The sequence below is a fragment of the Aquibaculum sediminis genome (assembly GCF_040712085.1).
GTDB lineage: Bacteria > Pseudomonadota > Alphaproteobacteria > Kiloniellales > DSM-21159 > Aquibaculum > Aquibaculum sediminis.
In genome coordinates this window covers 129948-148487 of sequence record NZ_JBFCVK010000004.1, presented here as the reverse complement: position 1 = coordinate 148487, position 18540 = coordinate 129948, and the positions used below count along the sequence as shown (strand labels likewise).

Annotated in this window: 12 protein-coding genes and 1 tRNA gene; 9 read left to right on the top strand and 4 right to left on the bottom strand. The window is 66.2% G+C overall.

Annotation, left to right across the window (positions count from 1 at the left end; all coding sequences use genetic code 11):
* Window positions 1-9 precede the first annotated feature (9 nt).
* The 6 genes from ABZ720_RS07835 (at window position 10) to ABZ720_RS07810 (ending at window position 7217) form a co-directional block, all read left to right on the top strand.
* On the top strand, window positions 10-876 hold the full coding sequence (locus ABZ720_RS07835; RefSeq protein ID WP_366554957.1) for a branched-chain amino acid ABC transporter permease: 867 nt from the start codon (window positions 10-12) through the stop codon (window positions 874-876).
* Window positions 877-891: 15 nt separating this feature from the next.
* Window positions 892-1884, top strand: a complete 993-nt coding sequence (locus tag ABZ720_RS07830; protein WP_366554956.1) for a branched-chain amino acid ABC transporter permease — start codon at window positions 892-894, stop codon at window positions 1882-1884.
* 33 nt (window positions 1885-1917) lie between these two features.
* Window positions 1918-3201, top strand: coding sequence for an ArgE/DapE family deacylase (locus ABZ720_RS07825; RefSeq protein ID WP_366554955.1), 1284 nt, complete (start codon window positions 1918-1920; stop codon window positions 3199-3201).
* 54 nt (window positions 3202-3255) lie between these two features.
* Complete coding sequence (locus ABZ720_RS07820) at window positions 3256-4509, top strand: Zn-dependent hydrolase (protein WP_366554954.1); 1254 nt, start codon at window positions 3256-3258, stop codon at window positions 4507-4509.
* Window positions 4509-6044 (top strand): gamma-glutamyltransferase family protein, encoded by a 1536-nt coding sequence (locus ABZ720_RS07815; protein ID WP_366554953.1) that lies wholly within the window; start codon window positions 4509-4511, stop codon window positions 6042-6044. The genes ABZ720_RS07820 and ABZ720_RS07815 overlap by 1 nt, the downstream gene beginning before the upstream one ends.
* A 108-nt stretch (window positions 6045-6152) precedes the next feature.
* Window positions 6153-7217, top strand: coding sequence for an NAD(P)H-dependent flavin oxidoreductase (locus tag ABZ720_RS07810; RefSeq protein ID WP_366554952.1), 1065 nt, complete (start codon window positions 6153-6155; stop codon window positions 7215-7217).
* A gap of 7 nt (window positions 7218-7224) precedes the next feature.
* Here ABZ720_RS07810 and ABZ720_RS07805 read toward each other — a convergent pair whose 3' ends face one another.
* On the bottom strand, window positions 7225-7878 hold the full coding sequence (locus ABZ720_RS07805; protein WP_366554951.1) for a class I SAM-dependent DNA methyltransferase: 654 nt from the start codon (window positions 7876-7878) through the stop codon (window positions 7225-7227).
* Window positions 7879-8032: 154 nt separating this feature from the next.
* Here ABZ720_RS07805 and ABZ720_RS07800 point away from each other — a divergent pair.
* Window positions 8033-8120, top strand: a tRNA-Ser gene (locus ABZ720_RS07800).
* 338 nt (window positions 8121-8458) lie between these two features.
* Entirely contained in the window at window positions 8459-9001 is a 543-nt protein-coding gene (locus tag ABZ720_RS07795) for a hypothetical protein (protein ID WP_366554950.1), read from the top strand.
* Between the two features lie 126 nt (window positions 9002-9127).
* Here ABZ720_RS07795 and ABZ720_RS07790 read toward each other — a convergent pair whose 3' ends face one another.
* The 3 genes from ABZ720_RS07790 to ABZ720_RS07780 all read right to left on the bottom strand — a co-directional run bounded on the left by ABZ720_RS07790 (window position 9128) and on the right by ABZ720_RS07780 (window position 17541).
* A complete protein-coding gene (locus ABZ720_RS07790) occupies window positions 9128-12793 on the bottom strand; it encodes a PAS domain S-box protein (RefSeq protein WP_366554949.1) in 3666 nt (1221 codons plus the stop codon).
* A 114-nt stretch (window positions 12794-12907) separates the two neighbouring features.
* Window positions 12908-16330 (bottom strand): hybrid sensor histidine kinase/response regulator, encoded by a 3423-nt coding sequence (locus ABZ720_RS07785; protein ID WP_366554948.1) that lies wholly within the window; start codon window positions 16328-16330, stop codon window positions 12908-12910.
* On the bottom strand, window positions 16327-17541 hold the full coding sequence (locus ABZ720_RS07780; protein WP_366554947.1) for an EAL domain-containing response regulator: 1215 nt from the start codon (window positions 17539-17541) through the stop codon (window positions 16327-16329). Before ABZ720_RS07780 ends, ABZ720_RS07785 begins: the two co-directional genes overlap by 4 nt.
* A gap of 166 nt (window positions 17542-17707) precedes the next feature.
* Here ABZ720_RS07780 and ABZ720_RS07775 point away from each other — a divergent pair, with 166 nt between their 5' ends.
* Window positions 17708-18403, top strand: a complete 696-nt coding sequence (locus ABZ720_RS07775; RefSeq protein ID WP_366554946.1) for a hypothetical protein — start codon at window positions 17708-17710, stop codon at window positions 18401-18403.
* Window positions 18404-18540 lie beyond the last annotated feature (137 nt).

The following is an 18540-nucleotide window of genomic DNA, read 5'->3' as shown; positions in this document are numbered from 1 at the left end:
GGACCCGAAATGACAATCTTCCTCGAACAGATCATCAACGGCATCATCATCGGGTCGATGTATGCCCTCATCGGCAGCGGCATCGCCCTGATCTATGGCACCATGCGCGTGCTCAATCTCGCCCATGGCGAGTTCTACATGATGGGCGGCTATCTGGTGTTCTTCCTGGTGGTTGCCTACGCGGTGCCGCCGTGGCTGGCGATTCCCATTGCCATTGCCGCCATCTTCGTCCTGGGAGTTCTGGTGCAGCGGCTGACCATCGCCTACCTGCTGCCGCGCGAGGAGTGGGCCTTTGCCACCATCGCGGCCACCCTGGGGCTTTCGATCTTCCTGCAGAACCTGGCGCTGATCCTATTCGGCGAGCAGTTCCAGTCGATCCCCTACTACCTGCCCGGTGTGGTGGAGATCGCCGGCCTGCGCCTGCCGCAGCAGCGCCTGCTGATGCTGGCGGTGGCCATCATCACCATCGCGATCATGACCTTCGTTCTCGCCAAGACCCGCTTCGGCTGGGCCCTGCGCGCGACCTCACAGGACAAGGACGCGGCCGCGGTGGTCGGGATCCCCGCTGCGCGCATCTACACGATCACCTTCGGCATCGCCGCCGCCCTGGGCTGCATCGCAGCGGCCATGCTCGCCCCGATCTACGCGGTCAATCCCTGGATGGGGATGCCGGTGCTCTTCAAGGGCTTCGTTGTGGTGATCCTGGGCGGGCTCGGCAGCTTCCCGGGCGCCATCGTCGGCGGGATCCTGCTCGGCATCGTGGAGGCCGTGGGCGTGCAGGTCACCTCATCGGAATGGCGCGACGTCATCGCCTTCGGTCTCATGATCCTGGTCATCTGGGTGCGCCCCTGGGGTCTCTTCGGTAAGCCGCGGTAGGAGCGTTCCACAAGCATGTTCAAGCCTCTCACACTGCGGACCTACCTGCTTGTCGCCGCGCTCATCGCGCTGGCCCTGGCGCTGCCGCACTTCATCGACGACAGCTATCTGCTGCACCTGATGATCCTGTCGATCATCTTTGCGATCTTCGCTTCGGCCTGGAACCTGGTGACCGGTTTCGCCGGCCTGAAGACCTTCGGCCATCACGCCTTTTTCGGGATCGGCGCCTACGCCTCGGCGCTGCTGGGTATCAATCTGGGCCTCAGCCCCTGGCTCACCATCTGGCTGGCGGCGGTCATCGCGGCACTGGCGGGCGTGTTCATCGGCACGCCGATCCTGCGCATCCGCTCCATGCCGCACGTGGCCATCGTCACGCTCGCCTTTGCCGAGATCGTGCGCATCACGATTTCGAACCTGCAGGGCATCACCCGCGGCGAACTGGGGCTCTGGGGCATTCCGGCCTTCGAGGGCTTCACGCTGCCGCTGATTGGCGAGGTGGTGTTCAACCCCTCGGTCAAGATCTGGTACTACTACCTCGCCCTGGGCCTGCTGCTGCTGTCCATCGGGCTCATCGCCTTGATGATGCGCTCCAAGGTCGGTCTGGCGGTGGTGGCCATGCGCGACGGCGAGGATGCGGCAGAAAGCCTGGGCATCAATCTCGCCCGCTTCAAGCTGCTGGTCTTCGGCGTCAGTGCCTTTCTGGTGGGTCTCGCCGGTGCCTTCTACGCCCACTATGTCAGCATTCTCACACCCATGGCGGCCGTGGGTCCCGACCTGATCATCCTGGTGATCGCCATGGTGCTGGTGGGCGGCCTCGGGACCTTCAGCGGGCCAATCATCGGCGCCTTCGTCCTGACCTTCCTGGGCGAGTCGCTGCGGGTTCTCGATGACTACCGCCTGCTGATCTACGGCGCCCTCATCATCCTTTCCATCATGTTCATGCCGCGCGGTCTGGCGACCATCGGCAGCTTCTTCCGGCGCCGTCCGGCGGAAGCCCGCGCCGACTGACGCCGCAGCGCCGATCCAAGGAGTAAGCGAGCCATGCTCGACAAGGAAATTGCGTCCGCCATCCTGAAAAGCGTCGACGAGGGTTTCGACGAGCAGGTGGCTTTCACCCAGGACCTGGTCCGCCTGCCGTCGCTGCGCGGCGAGGAGCACACCGCGCAGGACTTCATGGCCGCGGCCATGCGCACGCGCGGCTTCGACGTGGATCAGTGGCGCATCGACGTGGAGGCCATCAAGGACCTGCCCGGCTTCGCCCCGGTGAAGATCTCCTATGAGAACGCCTTCAACGTGGTGGGCAGCTACCGTCCCAAGGCGGTGAGCGGCCGTTCGCTGATCCTGAACGGACACATCGACGTCGTGCCCACCGGCTCATGGGACCGCTGGACCCGCACGCCCTTCGACCCGCACGTCGAGGATGGGTGGATGTATGGCCGCGGCGCCGGCGACATGAAGGCAGGTCTCGGCCTGATGCTCTATGCCTACGATGCCATCGTGCGCGCTGGCTATGCGCCGGCGGCACCGATCCACTTCCAGTCGGTCGTGGAGGAGGAGTGCACCGGCAATGGCGCGCTCGCTTGCCTGCAGCGCGGCTACAAGGCCGACTGCGCGCTGATTCCCGAGCCGATCGAGCCGATCCTGCTGCGCGCCCAGGTGGGCCTGATCTGGTTCCAGGTGCATGTCTCCGGCGATCCGCAGCACGCCTCGGGCTATCAGGACGCGGGAAGCAACGCCATCGAGAAGGCCTTCGGGGTCTGGCAGCAGCTCAAGGAGTTGGAGAAGGATTGGAACGCGCGCAAGGTCGAGCATCCGCTCTACAAGGACCATCCGCACCCCATCCGCTTCAACCTGGGCAACGTCTCGGGCGGCGAGTGGACCTCCAGCGTGCCGGCGGCCTGCACCATCGAGGTCCGGGTCGGGGTCTATCCAGGCTGGAAGCTGGAGGACGCCCGCGCCGAGATCGAGGCCTGCGTGCGCCAGGCGGCCATGAGCGATCCCTACCTCAGCAACAACCCGCCCACCGTCGAGTATCACGGCCACATGGCGGAGGGCTATGTGCTGGAGAATGCGGAGGAGCCGGAGAAGATTCTGGCCGAGAGCCACCGTGCGGTCTTCGGCAAGGACCTCACCGAACACGTCACCTCGGCTGCGACCGATGCCCGCTTCTTCGGACTCTATCAGGACACGCCGGGCATTGTTTACGGGCCGGTCTGCGAACAGCCGCACGGCTTCGACGAGCGGGTCGATCTCGAGTCGGTGCGTCAGGTGACCAAGACCTACGCCTTGTTCATTGCCGAGTGGTGTGGTTTGCAGTCACGATAAACGACAACCCACGATAGGGCCGCTCAGGCGGCAAGCAGGGAGAGGAGGGGACGCATGCGCAATCTTCGCATAGACGGCGACCGTCTTTGGTCCAGCCTTATGGAGATCGGGCGGATCGGAGAAACCCCGGCCGGTGGCTGCCGGCGACTGGCGTTGACCGATGAGGATCGCCGGGCGCGCGACCTCTTCTGTCGCTGGGCGCAGGAAGCCGGCTGCACCATCCGCATTGATCCCATCGGCAACATCTTTGCGCGCCGGGCGGGGCGCGATGACAGCCTGCCGCCGGTGATGGTCGGCAGCCATCTGGACACCGTGCCCACCGGGGGCAAGTTCGACGGCGTCCTGGGCGTCATGACCGGATTGGAGATTCTGCGCTCGCTGCACGACCGGGACATCGTCACCGAGGCCCCGGTGGAGGTGGCGGTCTGGACCAACGAGGAGGGCAGCCGCTTTTCGCCCATGACGCTGGGCTCCTCGGTCTACACCGGCGAGACCGACCTGGCCTTCGCCTACGGGCGCGCCGACGTGGAGAACGTCACGGTCCGCGAAGCGCTGGAAGCCATTGGCTACAAGGGCGAGGCCTCGCTCGGCGAGCGGCCCATCAAGGCCTACTTCGAAGTACACAACGAGCAGGGGCCGGTGCTGGAAAGCCATGGTGAGGCGGTCGGCATCGTCACGGCCTCCTTCTATGCCCGCTACTTCGTGGCCACCATCCGCGGCGAGGCCGCTCACGTCGGACCGACCCCCATGGCCCGGCGCAAGGACGCCATGGTGGGCGCGGCGGCCCTGACCCTGGAGATCGACCGCATCGGCCGCAGCCATGGCGAGGATGGGCGCTCCAACGCGCCGCACATCGAGCTCTATCCCAATGTGCGTGGCGTCATCCCCTCGGAGGTCCGCCTGAGCTGCGACGTGCGGCACAGCGATCCCGAAGTGGTCGCGGTGATGGAAAGCGAGCTACGGGCGGCGGCGAAGGAGGTCGCAGCCAGCCGCGGCGTCGAGATTGAACTGGAGCAGTACTACGAGTTCGGGCCAATCCACTTCGACCCCGATATGACCCAGGTGCTGCGCGACTGCGCCGACGGCCTGGGGCTGAAGCACCGCGACCTGCTGACCGTTGCCGGCCACGATGCCGTCCCGCTCAACCGCATCTGCCCCACGGCGCTGCTCTTCGTTGCCAGTTGCAACGGCATCAGCCACAACGAGAGTGAGGCCTGCAAACCCGAGGACGTTGCTGACGGCGCCAATGTGCTGTTCCAGGCAGTCCTGAGCCAGGCGGGGCTGGCCGCCGAGGCGGGAGCCCGCTGATGGAGAATGCAACGCGCGCGGCCATGCGGCGCGGGGCGGTGGCGACCGCCAATCCCGACGGCGCCAGGGCCGGACTTGAGGTTCTGGAGGCCGGCGGCAATGCCATCGATGCCGCCGTGGCGGCAGCCTTTGCCATGGGCGTGGTGGAGCCGCTGGACAACGGCATCGGCGCCAGCGGCTTCGCCCTGGTCCATTCCGCCAGTGAGGGGCGGACCCTGGCGGTGGATTTCCTCGGTACCGCGCCCAAAGCTGCGCACTTCGAGCTGACACCGGCCTTCACCGGCTTCATGACCGGCTATCACCTGCTGGTGCGCGATCAGGCCAATGAGATCGGCCATCGCTCCGTCGCCGTGCCGGGCGCGGTGCGAGGTCTGGCCCATCTGCTGGAACGCTTCGGCAGCCTGCCCTTCCGGGAGGTTATCGAGCCGGCGGCGCGCCTGGCCGAAGAGGGCTTTACGATCGACCGCTATCTGGGCGAGCGCATTGCCACCACCCTGGACTACATCGAGCGCTACCCGGAAACCGCCCGGCTCTTCCTGGACGCTCAGGGTGCGCCGCTTCCGGCTGGCACGCACCTGCGCCTTCCCGACCTGGCTGTATCGCTGCGCCGCCTGCAGGCGGCGGGGCCCGATGACCTCTATGAGGGAGAGTTGGCCGCGGCGATCCTGGCCGAGATCCAGCGCGGCGGCGGTTTCATGACCGCGGAGGATCTGGCGGCCTTCCGCCCTGTCGAGCGCAAGCCGGTGACCGGCCGCTATCTCGACTACGAGGTTGCCACCATGCCGCCGCCCTCAAGCGGTGCCTTTGTGCTGGCGGGCCTGGCGCATCTGCAGCGCGGCCAGGCGCAGGATCACCATCTCGCTCTGGGCACGGCCATGCAGCAGATGTTTGCGCTGCGTGCTTCCACGCTGGGCGACCCGGCGCAGACCCCGGTCGATCTCGCGCCGCTGGGCATCGACAATGAAAGCCTTCGACTGCGCGAGCCGCCGCAGACCACCTCGCTGTCCACCATGGACGCGGCCGGGAATGCGGTCACCATCACCTACTCCAACATGAACCACTCCGGCGTGGTGGTGCCGGGTACGGGCATCGTGCTGAACAATCAGCTTCTGCTGTTCAATCCCTGGCCGGGCACCCCCAACTCGCTTGCCGCCGGCCGGAAGCCGGTCAGCAGCATGATGCCGACCCTGCTGTTCGATCGAACCGGCCAGGCGGCGGTTGCCATCGGCGCCTCGGGCAGCACGCGCATTCCCACCAGCGTGATGCAGGTGCTCTACCACCGCTTCGTGCGCGGCCTGCCGCTCGCCGCGGCGCTGACCGAGCCGCGGCTGCACGCCGAGGGCGCAGAGGTCACCGCCGATGCGGAATTGGCCGGAGTGGCGGAGCAGGTTGCGGCGGAGTTGGGCTGCAGCCTCGAACTCCTGCCCGGACGCGACAGCAAGCTCGGCGTGGTTCAGTGCATCAGCCGCGACGGCGACGGCAGCGTGGAGGCCATGGGCGACCCGCGGGCCGATGGCCAGGGGCTGGTGCTCTAGCAACAGGCGGCCGTGAACATCGCCGCGCCATAAGTGGCTTCCGTCCTCCGGGCCAATGTGCTCAGCTTGCTCTGTTCCGCGACTGTCCCGCGTGAAAGGAGAAGCGGCATGGGCGTGAAGTATCGCACGCAAGCCTTCTGTGCAGCATTCGGTTTGGACATCCCCCTGCTCATGGCCCCCATGGCCGGATCGTCGCCGCCGGCGCTGGCGGCGGCTGTGGCGGAGGCGGGCGGCATGGGCGCCTGCGGTGCCCTGGCGCTGGATCCCGCGGGCATCGCCGATTGGGTGGCGCGTTTCCGCCAAATGTCCGGCGGCAGCCTCCAGATCAACCTCTGGGCTCCCGATGAGCCCCGACCGCGCGACGCCGGCGTCGAGGCGGCCCAGGCCGACTTCCTGGCCGGCTTCGGACCGCGCCCCGAGGTCCCCGAAGGGCCGTTGTTGCAGGATTTCGATGCACAGTTCGAGGCTCTCCTTGCCGCGCAGCCCCAGGCCGCCTCCAGCATCATGGGCCTCTTCCGCCCGGACCAGGTCGAGCGACTCAAATCCGCCGGCATCAAGTGGATCGCCACCGCCACCAGCCTGGGCGAGGCGCTGGAGGCCGAGGCGGCCGGCGCCGATGCCGTGATCGCCCAGGGGGCCGAGGCCGGCGGGCACCGTGGCGCCTTCACGCCGGAAGCAGCCGTCCGAGCGTCGGTGGGCAGCCTGGCCCTAATCCCGGCGCTGGCCGATGCTCTCAAGGTGCCGGTGATCGCAGCCGGCGGCATCGGCGACGGGCGGGGTGTGGCGGCAACCCTGGTGCTGGGCGCCTCGGCCGCCATTCTCGGCACCGCCTTGCTGCGCACCCCAGAGGCTGATATCGCCGCGCCCTGGGCCGAGGCCCTGGCGCGGGCGCGCCCGGAGGATACGGTGGTGACGGCCGCCTTTTCCGGTCGGCCGGCGCGCGCCCTGCGCAACCGCTTCACCGATGCGGCCACGGCGCCAGCTGCACCGCCCCCGGCGCCCTATCCCGTCCAGCGCTTCTTGACCGAGCCCATGCGCAAGGCGGCAGTGGCCGAGCAGGATGGGGAGCGCCTCTACGCCCTGGCCGGCCAGGGCATGGGCCTGGCCCGTGCGGAGCCGGCCGAGAAGCTGCTGAGGCGGGTGTGGCAGGAGGCCAGCGACCTCCTGCCCTGAACAAGTGTTACCGCACGCGGCAGAGGGTGTGGATGACCTCGATGGCCGATCCGAACTCCTCGTTGCCCGGCAGGTAGGGGCGCGGCTCACTGATCGACAGGACCGACCAGAGCCCTTCGGCCTCCAGGCGCTTGACCGTCGCGCCGAAGTCCAGCGCCGCCCAGCGGTCGCTGCGCTGGGTGAAGGTGACCACGCCGTCCTTGCGCACGCAGCGACAGAGGTCGCGCAGCAAGGCCTCGGCATCCTCGATGTAGGTCAGCACGCCGATGGAAGCAGCCGCGTCATAAGCCTTATCCTCGACCGGCAGCGGCACCTGTTGCAGGTCATGCTGTAGCAGCCGCTCGTAGGCCCCGCGGGTCCCGGCTCGCTTGAGGGATTCAGCGGAAATGTCGATGCCGTCGGCACGGAAGTTTCCTCGCCGGCCCAGCGTCTCACCGAAAAGTCCGGTGCCGCAACCGACGTCGAGCAGGCGCGCATTCGCCGGCAGATGGGGCATGAGCAGGTCCATGGCGTCATCCGGCGCTTGATACTGCCACTGGTCCAGGGTTTCGTCGTAGTTGCCGGCCCAGTCATCGTAGTAGCTCGCCACGGCTTCGGAATCCGTCGAGCCTTCCTTCAGGCTGCTCAAACCCTGTGTCTTGCCCTTGCCATCCGACTGCATGCTCAACTCCTTGGCAGTTGTTCCGTGGAGCGCCCGCTGCGGGCGCCCGCGCCGCGCAGCTAAACCCCCCACGCCCGACATGACAAGCCACGCCCCGTTGACGGGCAGCAAAGCGCCCGATAGGAGGTAGCGCCATCGGCATGCGACCGCGGACGGAAGGGTGGCAGAGTGGTCGATTGCACCGGTCTTGAAAACCGGCGATGCGCGAGCATCCGTGGGTTCGAATCCCACCCCTTCCGCCATTTATGATGCTCGGCGCTTCCTGTCGTTGCTGGACCAGCCGATGATGCTGTTCCGCCCGTTGTTGGAGGTTGCGCAGTTCGAATGAACAGATGCGCCCGTGCACCGTTCCGCGGTTCGAGACATCACTGCCCCAACGTCTGATCCAGTTCAGAATTGTTTTCTTTTGGGAGCCTTTGCACCGCCCCCTCTAACCGAACGGGGCGGACTGGGGTGGAGCGTGTATAGCTCATGCTTCGTCGTGTGCGCGGAACGGAGTGATGGGCAGCCGATCGACGCCCGGCCCCTCTCAACCACCTCGTGCACGTTGAGGAAAAAACAAAACAAGGAAAAACCTGTCATGAAGCTTCGTCTTGCCGGTTTGAGCGCGCTTGGCCTTGCGCTTTGTCTGGTTTCCCCGGCCGGTGCACAGGTTGGGCGTACCGCGATCGGGGAGGTGGTCGCGATCATCGATGCCACATCCTACCGGGGCGAAACGCTCGAGGTGCCGTCCGAGGGCACGTCGACGGCCGAGGTCAGGTCCTTCGGGCCCGTCAACTCGGTTTCCATTCAGGCGCACGACCCCGAGTCCGACAGCATCATGCGCAACGTCCTGTCCATAGAGCTGACGCTCATGGGCAGCGATGCCTCCGCCGCCCTCACGGGCGCCTCCGTGTCCTGGTGGCCCGAGGGCATGAGCGAACCCTTCTATCTCAGCGAGGGCAGCGGCACCGAAGTGGAAGCTGAAGTCGACAGCCTTGCGCTCGAAAGCGAGGCTCCTGCGGTCCAAGGACGTTTCTCCGCGCTGGTCTGCCGTGCCGACAGCTTCTTCTCCGAGGTCGACACCGGCGATTGCCGGACGGTCGAAGGCACCTTCGATACGGCGTTGCGCAAGGCCGACTGAGTCCGGCCGGCAAGGCGAGCCCGCTCCCACCTCCCGGCTTTTGGCAGCCCTGCCCGCCTCAATCCAAGAAGAACAGGAGGTCGTGAACGAGCTGAGTTTCCCTTCGCGCACCGCATCGCTTGTGCGCTACGCCACCTCTTCTTCCCGCAGCACCTCACTGACCTTCTTGGCCAGTTCCTGGCGGCGGTAGGGTTTGGGCAGGAAGTGGATGTCGCGACCCAGGCGACCGCCAGTGAGCATGGCGTCTTCAACATAGCCTGAGGTGAAGAGAATGGGCAGGTCGGGATAGCGCTTGCGCACCTCATCGGCCAGTTCCCGCCCGCTCATGCCCCCGGGCATGATCACGTCGGTCAGCAGCAGATCAATGTCCGGTGTCACCTCCAGCACCCCCAGCGCGGCCTGGGCATTTTCGGCCACGCTCACCCGATAGCCGAGGCTGCGCAACTGGCCGATCAGGTTCTGCCGCACTATGGCGTCGTCTTCCACGGCCAGGATGTGCTGCTGGGCGCCCTCACGGGGGGCGGGCGGGGCTTCACGCTCGGCCAGGGCGTCTTTGCCGGCGCGCGGCAGATAGAGTGTGACGCGGGTGCCCTTGCCGACCTCCGAATCGATCCGGGCATGGCCGCCGCTCTGATTGACGAAGCCGTAGACCATGGAGAGACCGAGACCGCTGCCCTCGCCGGCGCCCTTGGTGGTGAAGAAGGGTTCGAAGGCTCGAGCCGCGACCTCCGGCGGCATGCCGCTGCCCTCGTCTACCACGCTCAAGACCACATAGCGGCCGGGCGAAAGGTCGGCGTCTTCTTCGACGCCATCGCTGTAGTGGTCGAGGTTGCGGGTCTCAATGGTGAGCTGGCCGCCCTTGGACATGGCATCGCGGGCGTTGATTGCGAGATTGAGCACTGAGACCTCGAGCTGGCCCGGGTCGACTTCGGCCTCCCAGAGGTCGGGCGCGGCAATCACCTGGATCTCGATGGCCTCTCCCAGGGAGCGACGCAGCAGTCCCTGCATGCGCTCGATCAGGGCGTTTATGTCCACCGCCCGAGGGGCAAGCGCCTGGCGGCGGGCAAAAGCGAGCAGGCGGCCGGTCAGCTCGGCGCCGCGTTCCGCAGCGCCCGCGACCATCGCGGCGAGTTCCTGCAGATCCGGCTGGTCGGCGAGTTCCTCGGCCAGCAGTTCCGAGTTGCCCATGATAACGGTCAGAAGGTTGTTGAAGTCGTGCGCGACGCCACCGGTGAGCTGCCCCACCGCTTCGAGTTTCTGCGCCTGTCTCAACTGCTCCTCGGTTTCGGTTTGAGCCGTGATGTCGGCCAACATGGAACAGACCGCCGCTTCGCCCTGCCACTGGATCGTGAAAGCACGATTGTCGAGCACCAGCTTCTCGCCGTCGCGGCGGCGGCCCTCGACGCGATAGAGAGCCGGAGCTTCCTGGCCGTTCAATCGTGCCCGGTTGTAGGCCGTGAGCCGCCCAAGTTCATGTTCGGCGAAGAGCTGCTTGCAGTCGCCCAAGGCCAGGATTTCCTCGGAGCTCTCGTAGCCGAACATCCGGGCCAGCGCCGGATTGACGAGGACCGGCGCGAAGTTGCGGTGAACCAGGATTCCCACCGTTGCCTGATCGATCAGGCGTTCCAGTTGCTGCTGTAGCTCGCGTGTGCGTGCCTCCGCTGCGATGCGTTCCGACACGTCGCGGAAACTGACTACGGCGCCGATGATCTCGCCGTCCGCGCCGTAGAGTGCGGAGCTCTCGAACTCCACGGGAATAGGGCGGCCGTCCTTGTGGAAGAAGACCTGGCCCTCGCTGCGGCGCATCTTGCCGTCGGCCAGGGTGTGATAGACGGGGCACTCTTCCATCGGGTAGGGGCGACCGTCGGGGTGATGATGGTGAAAGAGATTGTGGCTGTTGTTGTTCAGCACCTCGTCGGGACCCCAGCCCAGGATGGCGCGCGCTGCAGGGTTCTGCCGGATGGTGCGGCCCTGCTTGTCGATGACATGAAGCCCATCGGCCACCGAGTTCAGGATCTGGCCGGTCTCAAGCTGCGCGGCGCTGCGTTCAGCAATGAGACGGTGCCGCTCCAGGGCAAGTGCCAGCGACTGGCCCAGGAACTCCGCGATGGCGGTGACGGGTGCGGGAAAGTCTGCTTCCGCAGCCGAGGCGGCAATAGCCAGCACGCCCAGGAGTTGGCCGTCTTCACCACGCAGGGGGATCCCCATCAACCGGGTGTCGTGCCCGCTCTCGCCCAGGGGCTCTGCGCCGCTGTCGTGTGCCAAAAAGGCAAAAGTGGCCAGCGAAGCGGCTTCGGCGATGCGACGAGCGATCTCCGGCGTTTCCTCGGTCACCGCAGGTGAGCTCAGGCCGCGCTGCGCGACCAACTCCAACGCATCGTCTTTGCCCTGTTCCCTCACCAGCCAGACCGCACCGCGCGAGGCCATATCGGCGGCGATCAGCGCGTCAAGCACCTCGCCCAGCATTGCCTGGGTGTCCTGCTGCTCGGCGATGGCGTGATAAACGGATGCGAAACTGCCCAGGGAGGTGCGCATGGAGTGCACCGCGCCCTCCAGGTGCCAGATTTCCTCGATCCGTGATTCGCGTCGTGGCGGGGGCGAGAAATCCAGTGCGGCGATGCGGTCCAGATCTCCAGTGAGCCGCTCGAAGGGCCGGGCGAGCCCGCGGCCGGCGAGCCAAACGGCTGCGACACCGATGATCAGCACGGCCCCGAAAACCTGGAGCAGGCGCGCGCGCAGTGCCGTTGGGCGCGCGCCGATCTCGCTGATCGGCGCGGCCATGACGAAAAGCGCCCGCTGCTCCTCCAGGGGCTTGATCTCGGCCAGCCACGCTTCGCCCTGGGCCGTCACGGACCCGAAAAAGGGGGAAGGGTCTTGCTGCCAACGCTCGACAAGTGCAGCGATCACCGGCGAGCCCGCATCGGCCGCTGTCGGCAGTCGGTTGTCGTCGGTCTCGAAGGCGCTCTGGGCTTCCAGGGCCGCGCGGAGCCGGGCGGTGTCACTGTAGGCGAGGAGGTTACCGTCCTGGCCCAGGACCGCGGCCTCGCTGGAAGGCGTGGGCTGGCCGCTCGGCAGGCGGCCGGAGAGGTCCCAGAGCGAGAGGTCGACGCCGGCCACGGCGCCGGAGTCTGTGCGGTGGCCGGCGGAGATGCCGGGCTCGCGCGTGGTGAAGAAGACGTAAGGGGCGGTGAGGATGGTGGTATCGCTGGCGTGGGCCTCGATGAACCAGGGGCGGGTCCGCGGGTCGAAATCGACATCCAGCTGCTGTGAGTCGCCAAGCGGGGTCAGGGTCGCGTCACGAAACTCGTAACGATAACCATCCTCCCCCGACCACTGCGTCAGCCAGGTCGCTCCCGGCGGCGGATCGAGCAGCGGGTCATCCAAGTCCGCGTTGCGCAGCAGCACGAAATCGCCGTTGGGCCAGCCGATGTAGGCAGCCGATACCCCCGGAACGGCTTGCAGGACTGCAGCCAGATCGCTTAGACGCGCTTCACGCTCCGGCTGCTCCGCGGCGCGGGCAAGCGGCGTCGCCGCCAGCGAGCTCGCCGCCGCGCTCGCCGTTTCCTTCAGGCGACCCAGGTCCTGCACGGCGAGATCGGCGCCGCCGGCAAATGAGGCGGCGACCGTCTGATCCACCATGTCCTGGGTGATGCGCCCGGCCAGCAGGCCCAGAATGACCGTCAGCACGCCGAACAAGAGAACAAAGGACAGGATGATGTGACTGCTCAGGGATAGACGTGGCAGCTTCGCCCCTTTGCGTCGGCCTTGCTTCTCGCCCCCGTCCTGGCTCATCGCCTCCCGTTCCCTCTCCCATGAAATGCAAGCCTGTACCTTCCGCTTGTCGATCCGCCAAGAATTGTATTTTATTATTATTGCATGTAATCCGGCGGCAACTCTATCGAGACTCTACCCCCCAGTCAGCACCTCATGGACCTTGCGCGCCAATTCCTGGCGCCGGTATGGTTTCTGCAACAGGTGGATGCCCGGGTCGAGGCGTCCGCCATGCACGATGGCGTTCTCGGTATAACCGGATGTGAAGAGTACCGGAAGCCGTGGATGCAACTCGAGGGCCGCTGCGGCAAGTTGCCGCCCGGTCATGCCGCCGGGCATGATGACGTCGGTCAGCAGCAGGTCGAAGCCATCCTGTTCGCGCAGCAATGCGAGGGCCGCTTCGCCGTTGGCGGCGCTGGTGACCTGGTACCCCAGGGTCTGGAGCTGTCCGCTGAGGTGGTCGCGAACCAGATCGTCGTCCTCCACGACGAGAATGTGGGCATCGCCTTCCTGTAGCGCTTCGGGTCGATCCTCGATCTGCGACATGACTTCCCGGTCGGCGCGGGGCAGATAGAGCTTGATTGTGGTTCCAACGCCGACTTCCGAATAGATGCGCGCATGGCCGCCGCTCTGGCGCACGAAGCCGTAGACCATGGAAAGTCCGAGGCCGCTGCCCTTGCCCGGTTCCTTGGTGGTGAAGAAGGGTTCGAATACCTTGGCGCAGGTCTCCGCCGTCATGCCGAAGCCGTTGTCCGAGACGGCGAGCAGCACGTAATTTCCCGGCGTCAGGCCCTGCTCCTCACGGCAGTAGTCCGCGTCCAGTTCAACATTGCGGGTTTCGATGGTCAGGCGCCCACCGTCGGGCATGGCGTCGCGGGCATTGAGCGCTAGGTTGAGCAGGGCCACCTCGAGCTGCCCGGGATCCACCTCGGCCTGCCAGAGCGCCTCGTCGAGATGGATCAGGATGTCGATGTCCTCCTTGAGGGAGCGGCGCAGCAGCTCCTCCAGGCGCGTTATGAGGTCGTTGACGTCTACCGCCCGCGGCTCCAGCGCCTGCTGCCGCGCGAAGGCCAGGAGGTGGTTGGTCAGGTCGGCGCCGCGCTGGGCCGCCTTGGCCACCATGCTGGCCAGGCGCTGCAGCTCAGGGTCCGCCTCGAGCGCTTCAGCCAGCAGTTCCCCGTTGCCCAGGATCACCGTCAGCAGGTTGTTGAAGTCATGCGCGACGCCGCCGGTGAGCTGACCGATGGCCTCGAGCTTCTGCGACTGGCGCAGCTTGTGCTCCACGTCACGTTGTGCGGTCACGTCGGCCATGCTGCCGACCACGCGGATGGCCCGGCCCTGGGCATCGCGCATGACAAAGCCTCGGTCGATGACCGTGGCATAGGTGTCGTCCCACTTGCGGAAGCGGTACTCTTCCTTCCAGTAGGGCTGGTCTCCATTGACGACGGCGAAGATCGAGCTCAGGACCTGCTCACGGTCGTCGGGATGCAGTCGTTCACGCCAGCTTTCGATGCCGGGGGCTGCGTCCGGGTCGCAGCCGAGGCTGCGCAGGTTGTCGTTCCACCAGACGTCGTTGCTCTCCGGTTTCCAGTCCCAGATCACGTCGTTGGTGGCACGGGCGACCAATTGGAAGCGCTCTTCGCTCAGTCGCAGCGCTGCTTCCGCTTCCTTGCGTTGCGTGACGTCCCGCTCGACGGCCACGAAGTGGGTGACCGCACCCGTCTCGTCGAACAGCGGGATAATGTCGCATTCCAGCCAGATCGTTTCCCCGGCCTTCGTGTAGTTGAGCAGCTCAACCCGCACGGGCTGTGTCGATTCCACCGCCTGGCGAATGCGATCCAGCGCCTCACGCTGGGTTCCCGGACCTTGCAGCATGCGCGGGGTCTGTCCGATCGCTTCTTCCTGGCTATAGCCCGTGATGCGCACGAAGGCGTCGTTGACATAAACGATGCGCGGTCCGTCCGGCGCGTCGAGCGGCGTGGCTTCAGTGATGAGCAGAATGTCGTTCGCTCGGGAGACGGCCGCTTCCAGTAGCCGCAGTCGCTCGGTGTCAGCGCGTTCGCGGGTGACGTCGCGGAAGTAGACCGCAAGCCCGTCGGGCGAGGGGTAGGCATTGACCTGAAACCAAGTCTTCAGCCCGGGATAGTAGTCGACGAAGCGCACGGTCTCCCCGCTCGCCATCGCGCGTTCATAGTCGATCTGGAACTTGCGGCCGACCGCCTCGGGAAACTCTTCCCAGACATTGCGCCCCAGCAGGCTGGCGGCGGAGCGGGCCAACAGGCGCTCGCCCTGGGTGTTGATGAAGGTGAAGCGCCAGTCGCGGTCCAGGGTGAAGAATGCGTCGCTGATGTTCTCCAACGTGCTGAGCAGCCGGCCCGAAAGGTCCTGCTCGCGCTCGCGCGCCTGGACCATTTCCGTAACGTCCTGCAGCGCGCCCTGCACCCCGATGATCCGGCCGCTGGCGTCACGGTCGGCCTCTCCCAGGGCGCGGACCCAGACTCGCTCTCCCTCGCCGTTGATGATCTGAAGCGTCTCGTCGAAAGGCGTGCCCTGCTCCATGCAGTCGGAGAGCACTTTGCGGATGCGGTCGCGGTAGGGCGGGGGGTAGAAGTCGAGGGCTTCTTCGAGCGTCGGTGCGGCGGGGAAGGGGACGCCGTGAATGGCGGCGGTCTCCTCGGTCCAGATCACTCGGTCCGTGTCCGGCGCGACCCGCCAGCCGCCCAGCCGCGCTGTCCGACCCGCAAGGCGCAGCAGGCTGGAGAGCTGCTCCGCCTCCGATTCCTTCTCTCTCTGCTGGGTGATGTCCTGGATCGCCCCGTAGTAGTGCGGCGCTTCGGGCGTGCCGGTGCACTCGCAGACATCACGCAGATAGCGCAGCGTGCCGTCGGGCCGCACGATGCGGTAGATGATGTCGAGCCCTCCGCGCACCGCGTGGGCCTGGGCCTGACGTGCACGCAGATCCGCGCGGTCCTTGGGATGAACCAGGTCGAAAAATGCCTCGCTGGTGTGGGCGAAGCGGTCGGGCGCGATGCCGAAGATGCTGTAGCAGTGGTCAGACCAGCGCAGCAGCCCTTGCCTCGGGTCGAGTTCCCAGCTGCCGATGCCGGCGAGGCGCTGAGCCGATTGCAGCATCGCGACCTGGCGCGTCAGGCGATCGCTCGCGAAGCCGGTATCGCCGGCGCCCGATATCGTCGAGACGTCAGGCTCCAGCAGACGGGAAATGTCACGCGCTGCGAACAAGCGGGCACTGCGACCCTCGTAGTCCAGGCTGTGCGAGACGATGTCCACATGCACCACCCGGCCGTTCTTCAGGCGATGGCGCCAGATGCCCGAACGCTGATGCGCGGCACGGGAATGGCGGATGTTCTCCTCCAGCAGATCCTGGTCCGCCGAGAGGTGGATGTCGCGCAAAGTCATGGCCAGGAATTCTGCGCGCGAATAGCCATAGACCCGGACCGCGGTGTCGTTCACCGCGAGGAAGGCCAGCGATTCCAGATCGTAGACCCACATGGGATCCGGGTGATTGTCGAAAAAGGCGGCTTGTGCGGTTCTGTTCATTGCAGGCGCTGCGCGTCGGCGCCCTCCTCGCGTTGTCTGACCCACGCCTCGACGTCGGGGCCGGGCATCGGCCTGGCGATGAAGTAGCCCTGGGCGTGATCGCAGCCCAGTTCCCTTAGGAAATCGAGCGTCCAGGCGTCCTCGACGCCCTCGGCGGTGGTGCGCAGGCCGAGATTGCGGGCCAGGCCCACCAGGGCCGACACGATCTTCTGCGATTCCTCCGAGGTGTGCGCGGTGATGACGAAGGACTTGTCGATCTTCAATTCGGAGAAGGGCAGGCGGGAAAGCTGGGCCAGCGAGGAATAGCCGATCCCGAAGTCGTCGATGGAAAGCTGGAAGCCGCGGATGCGAAAACGGGTCAGCAGCTCCAGGGCCGCGGTGGGGTTGCTCATGGCACTGGTTTCGGTCACCTCCAGTACGACGCGCGTGTTTGGTATCCCGTAACGGACGCAGAGCGCGGAGATCTCCTCGGCCACCCGCTGATCGTCGATGCTCTTGGCCGAAAGGTTGATCGAGATCTCGAAATCGCACTGACTGTAGGCCTTCCCGATCCAGCCCACGGCCTCCTCGGAGATTTGCCGGGTAATGCCGTCGATGAGGCCGTGATACTCCGCCTGGGCGATGAAGCGGTCGGGCATGACGAGACCGACCTGGGGATGCTCCCAGCGCGCCAATGCTTCGAAGCCGACGATCGCACCGGTTACACAGTCGATCTTGGGCTGGTAGTGCGCGGTGAACTGGTGCGCCTCAATGCCGGCAGCGATCTCGTCCTCGTTGATGAGGACGGGGGTGCTGTTGGGATTGAGCTTCGGTTTGCGTGCCGGCGGCGCGCTGCCGTTGGACTGCAGGAGGGCGCGCAGTCCGGCCGGCGTGAAGGGCTTGGGGAGGATGCCGGGGGCTGATAAACCGATCTCTGTCGCAACCTTGCGCGCGGCCTCCACCACCCGCGGGCCGTGGCCGCTGGTCAGGATCACCTGTGCCGTGGAGTGCATGTCGGCCAGACGGTGCAGCACGTCCATGCCGTCGAACTCCGGCATGACCAGGTCGAGGACCACGTGGGTCGGATTCCAGTCGCCAATCAGTCGGAAGAACTCATCGCCGTCAGTGGTGGAGCGCGTTTCGAAGCCCGCGGTGCGTGCAATCGCGTCGACCGTGCGACAGATCGTCGGATCGTCGTCAATCGTCAGAAGGCGCTGCCCGTCAGAAACCACCTCTCCCCCAGCCCTTTGGCGCGGTTATATTCTCCGAGCTTAGTCTTTAGAAGAAGACGGAGAAAGGTAAAGTATCATTGTTCCTGATCATTTACGCTGCGCGGCAAACGTGCACGTCGACAGTTTCTGCGCGGCTGCGATGATCTAAGTTTGAAGAAAGATGGTAATGGCGGCGCTACTGCTCTTGGGATCAAAACCGGAGCCCGTTCTCCCACCGGCCGGAGCCTGGCAGGCGCTGGCCTGTGCCAACGCCTCGGGCCGCTCGGCACAGGCACTGGGCCTTGCTGATCCCGACTTCACCGTGATCTCAGCCATCGTCACTTCCGGGCGCAAGCCGGCCAATTATCTGGCGGTGACGAACCTTGCTGGGCTCTACACGAAGGCGCTCTACTATCTCCCGCGACCGGTGGCCGGCAGCACGGCGCTCAAGCGGGCGCTGTTCCCGCTTAAGATGTGGCGCTGTCAGCCCTGGTTCTTCCGCCGCCGGCTGGGCGCCGCAGGCTATCGCTGGGACCGCTTCCACAATCCCGGCTATGCCTGGTACCTGGAGGAACTGCGCCGCCTGACCGGGGGGGACGAGACGGTCATGGCCGCCGCGGCGCGCAAGCAGCCCTCGACCGGTGCCTTCGCGCTGGTCGTCGCTCTGAGCCTGGGGCGGTGGGACCGGGTGATCCTCTCAGGCTTCAGCTTCGAACTGACCCACGCCTATGCTCACAATCCCAGCATCGAGGAGATGGGAACCACCGCCAGCAAGCATGGCGACACTGACATCAAGGTGATGCGCAGCCTGGCAGAGGCGAGCGGCCGGGTTGTCACCACGGAAGCCGCGGTGGCGGAAGGCGCCAGCATTGCCTATCTGTAGGCAAGGCGAGGCGGTCTGCGCGGCGGCCGGAACCGGCTATGGCGGTGCCATTTGCCGCAGCTCCGCCCCTTGTTCGTGCGACTGCCGCTGCCTATTGTCTCCCGGCAGGCGGCCCGTCACCCCGCCCGGGCCTTTCC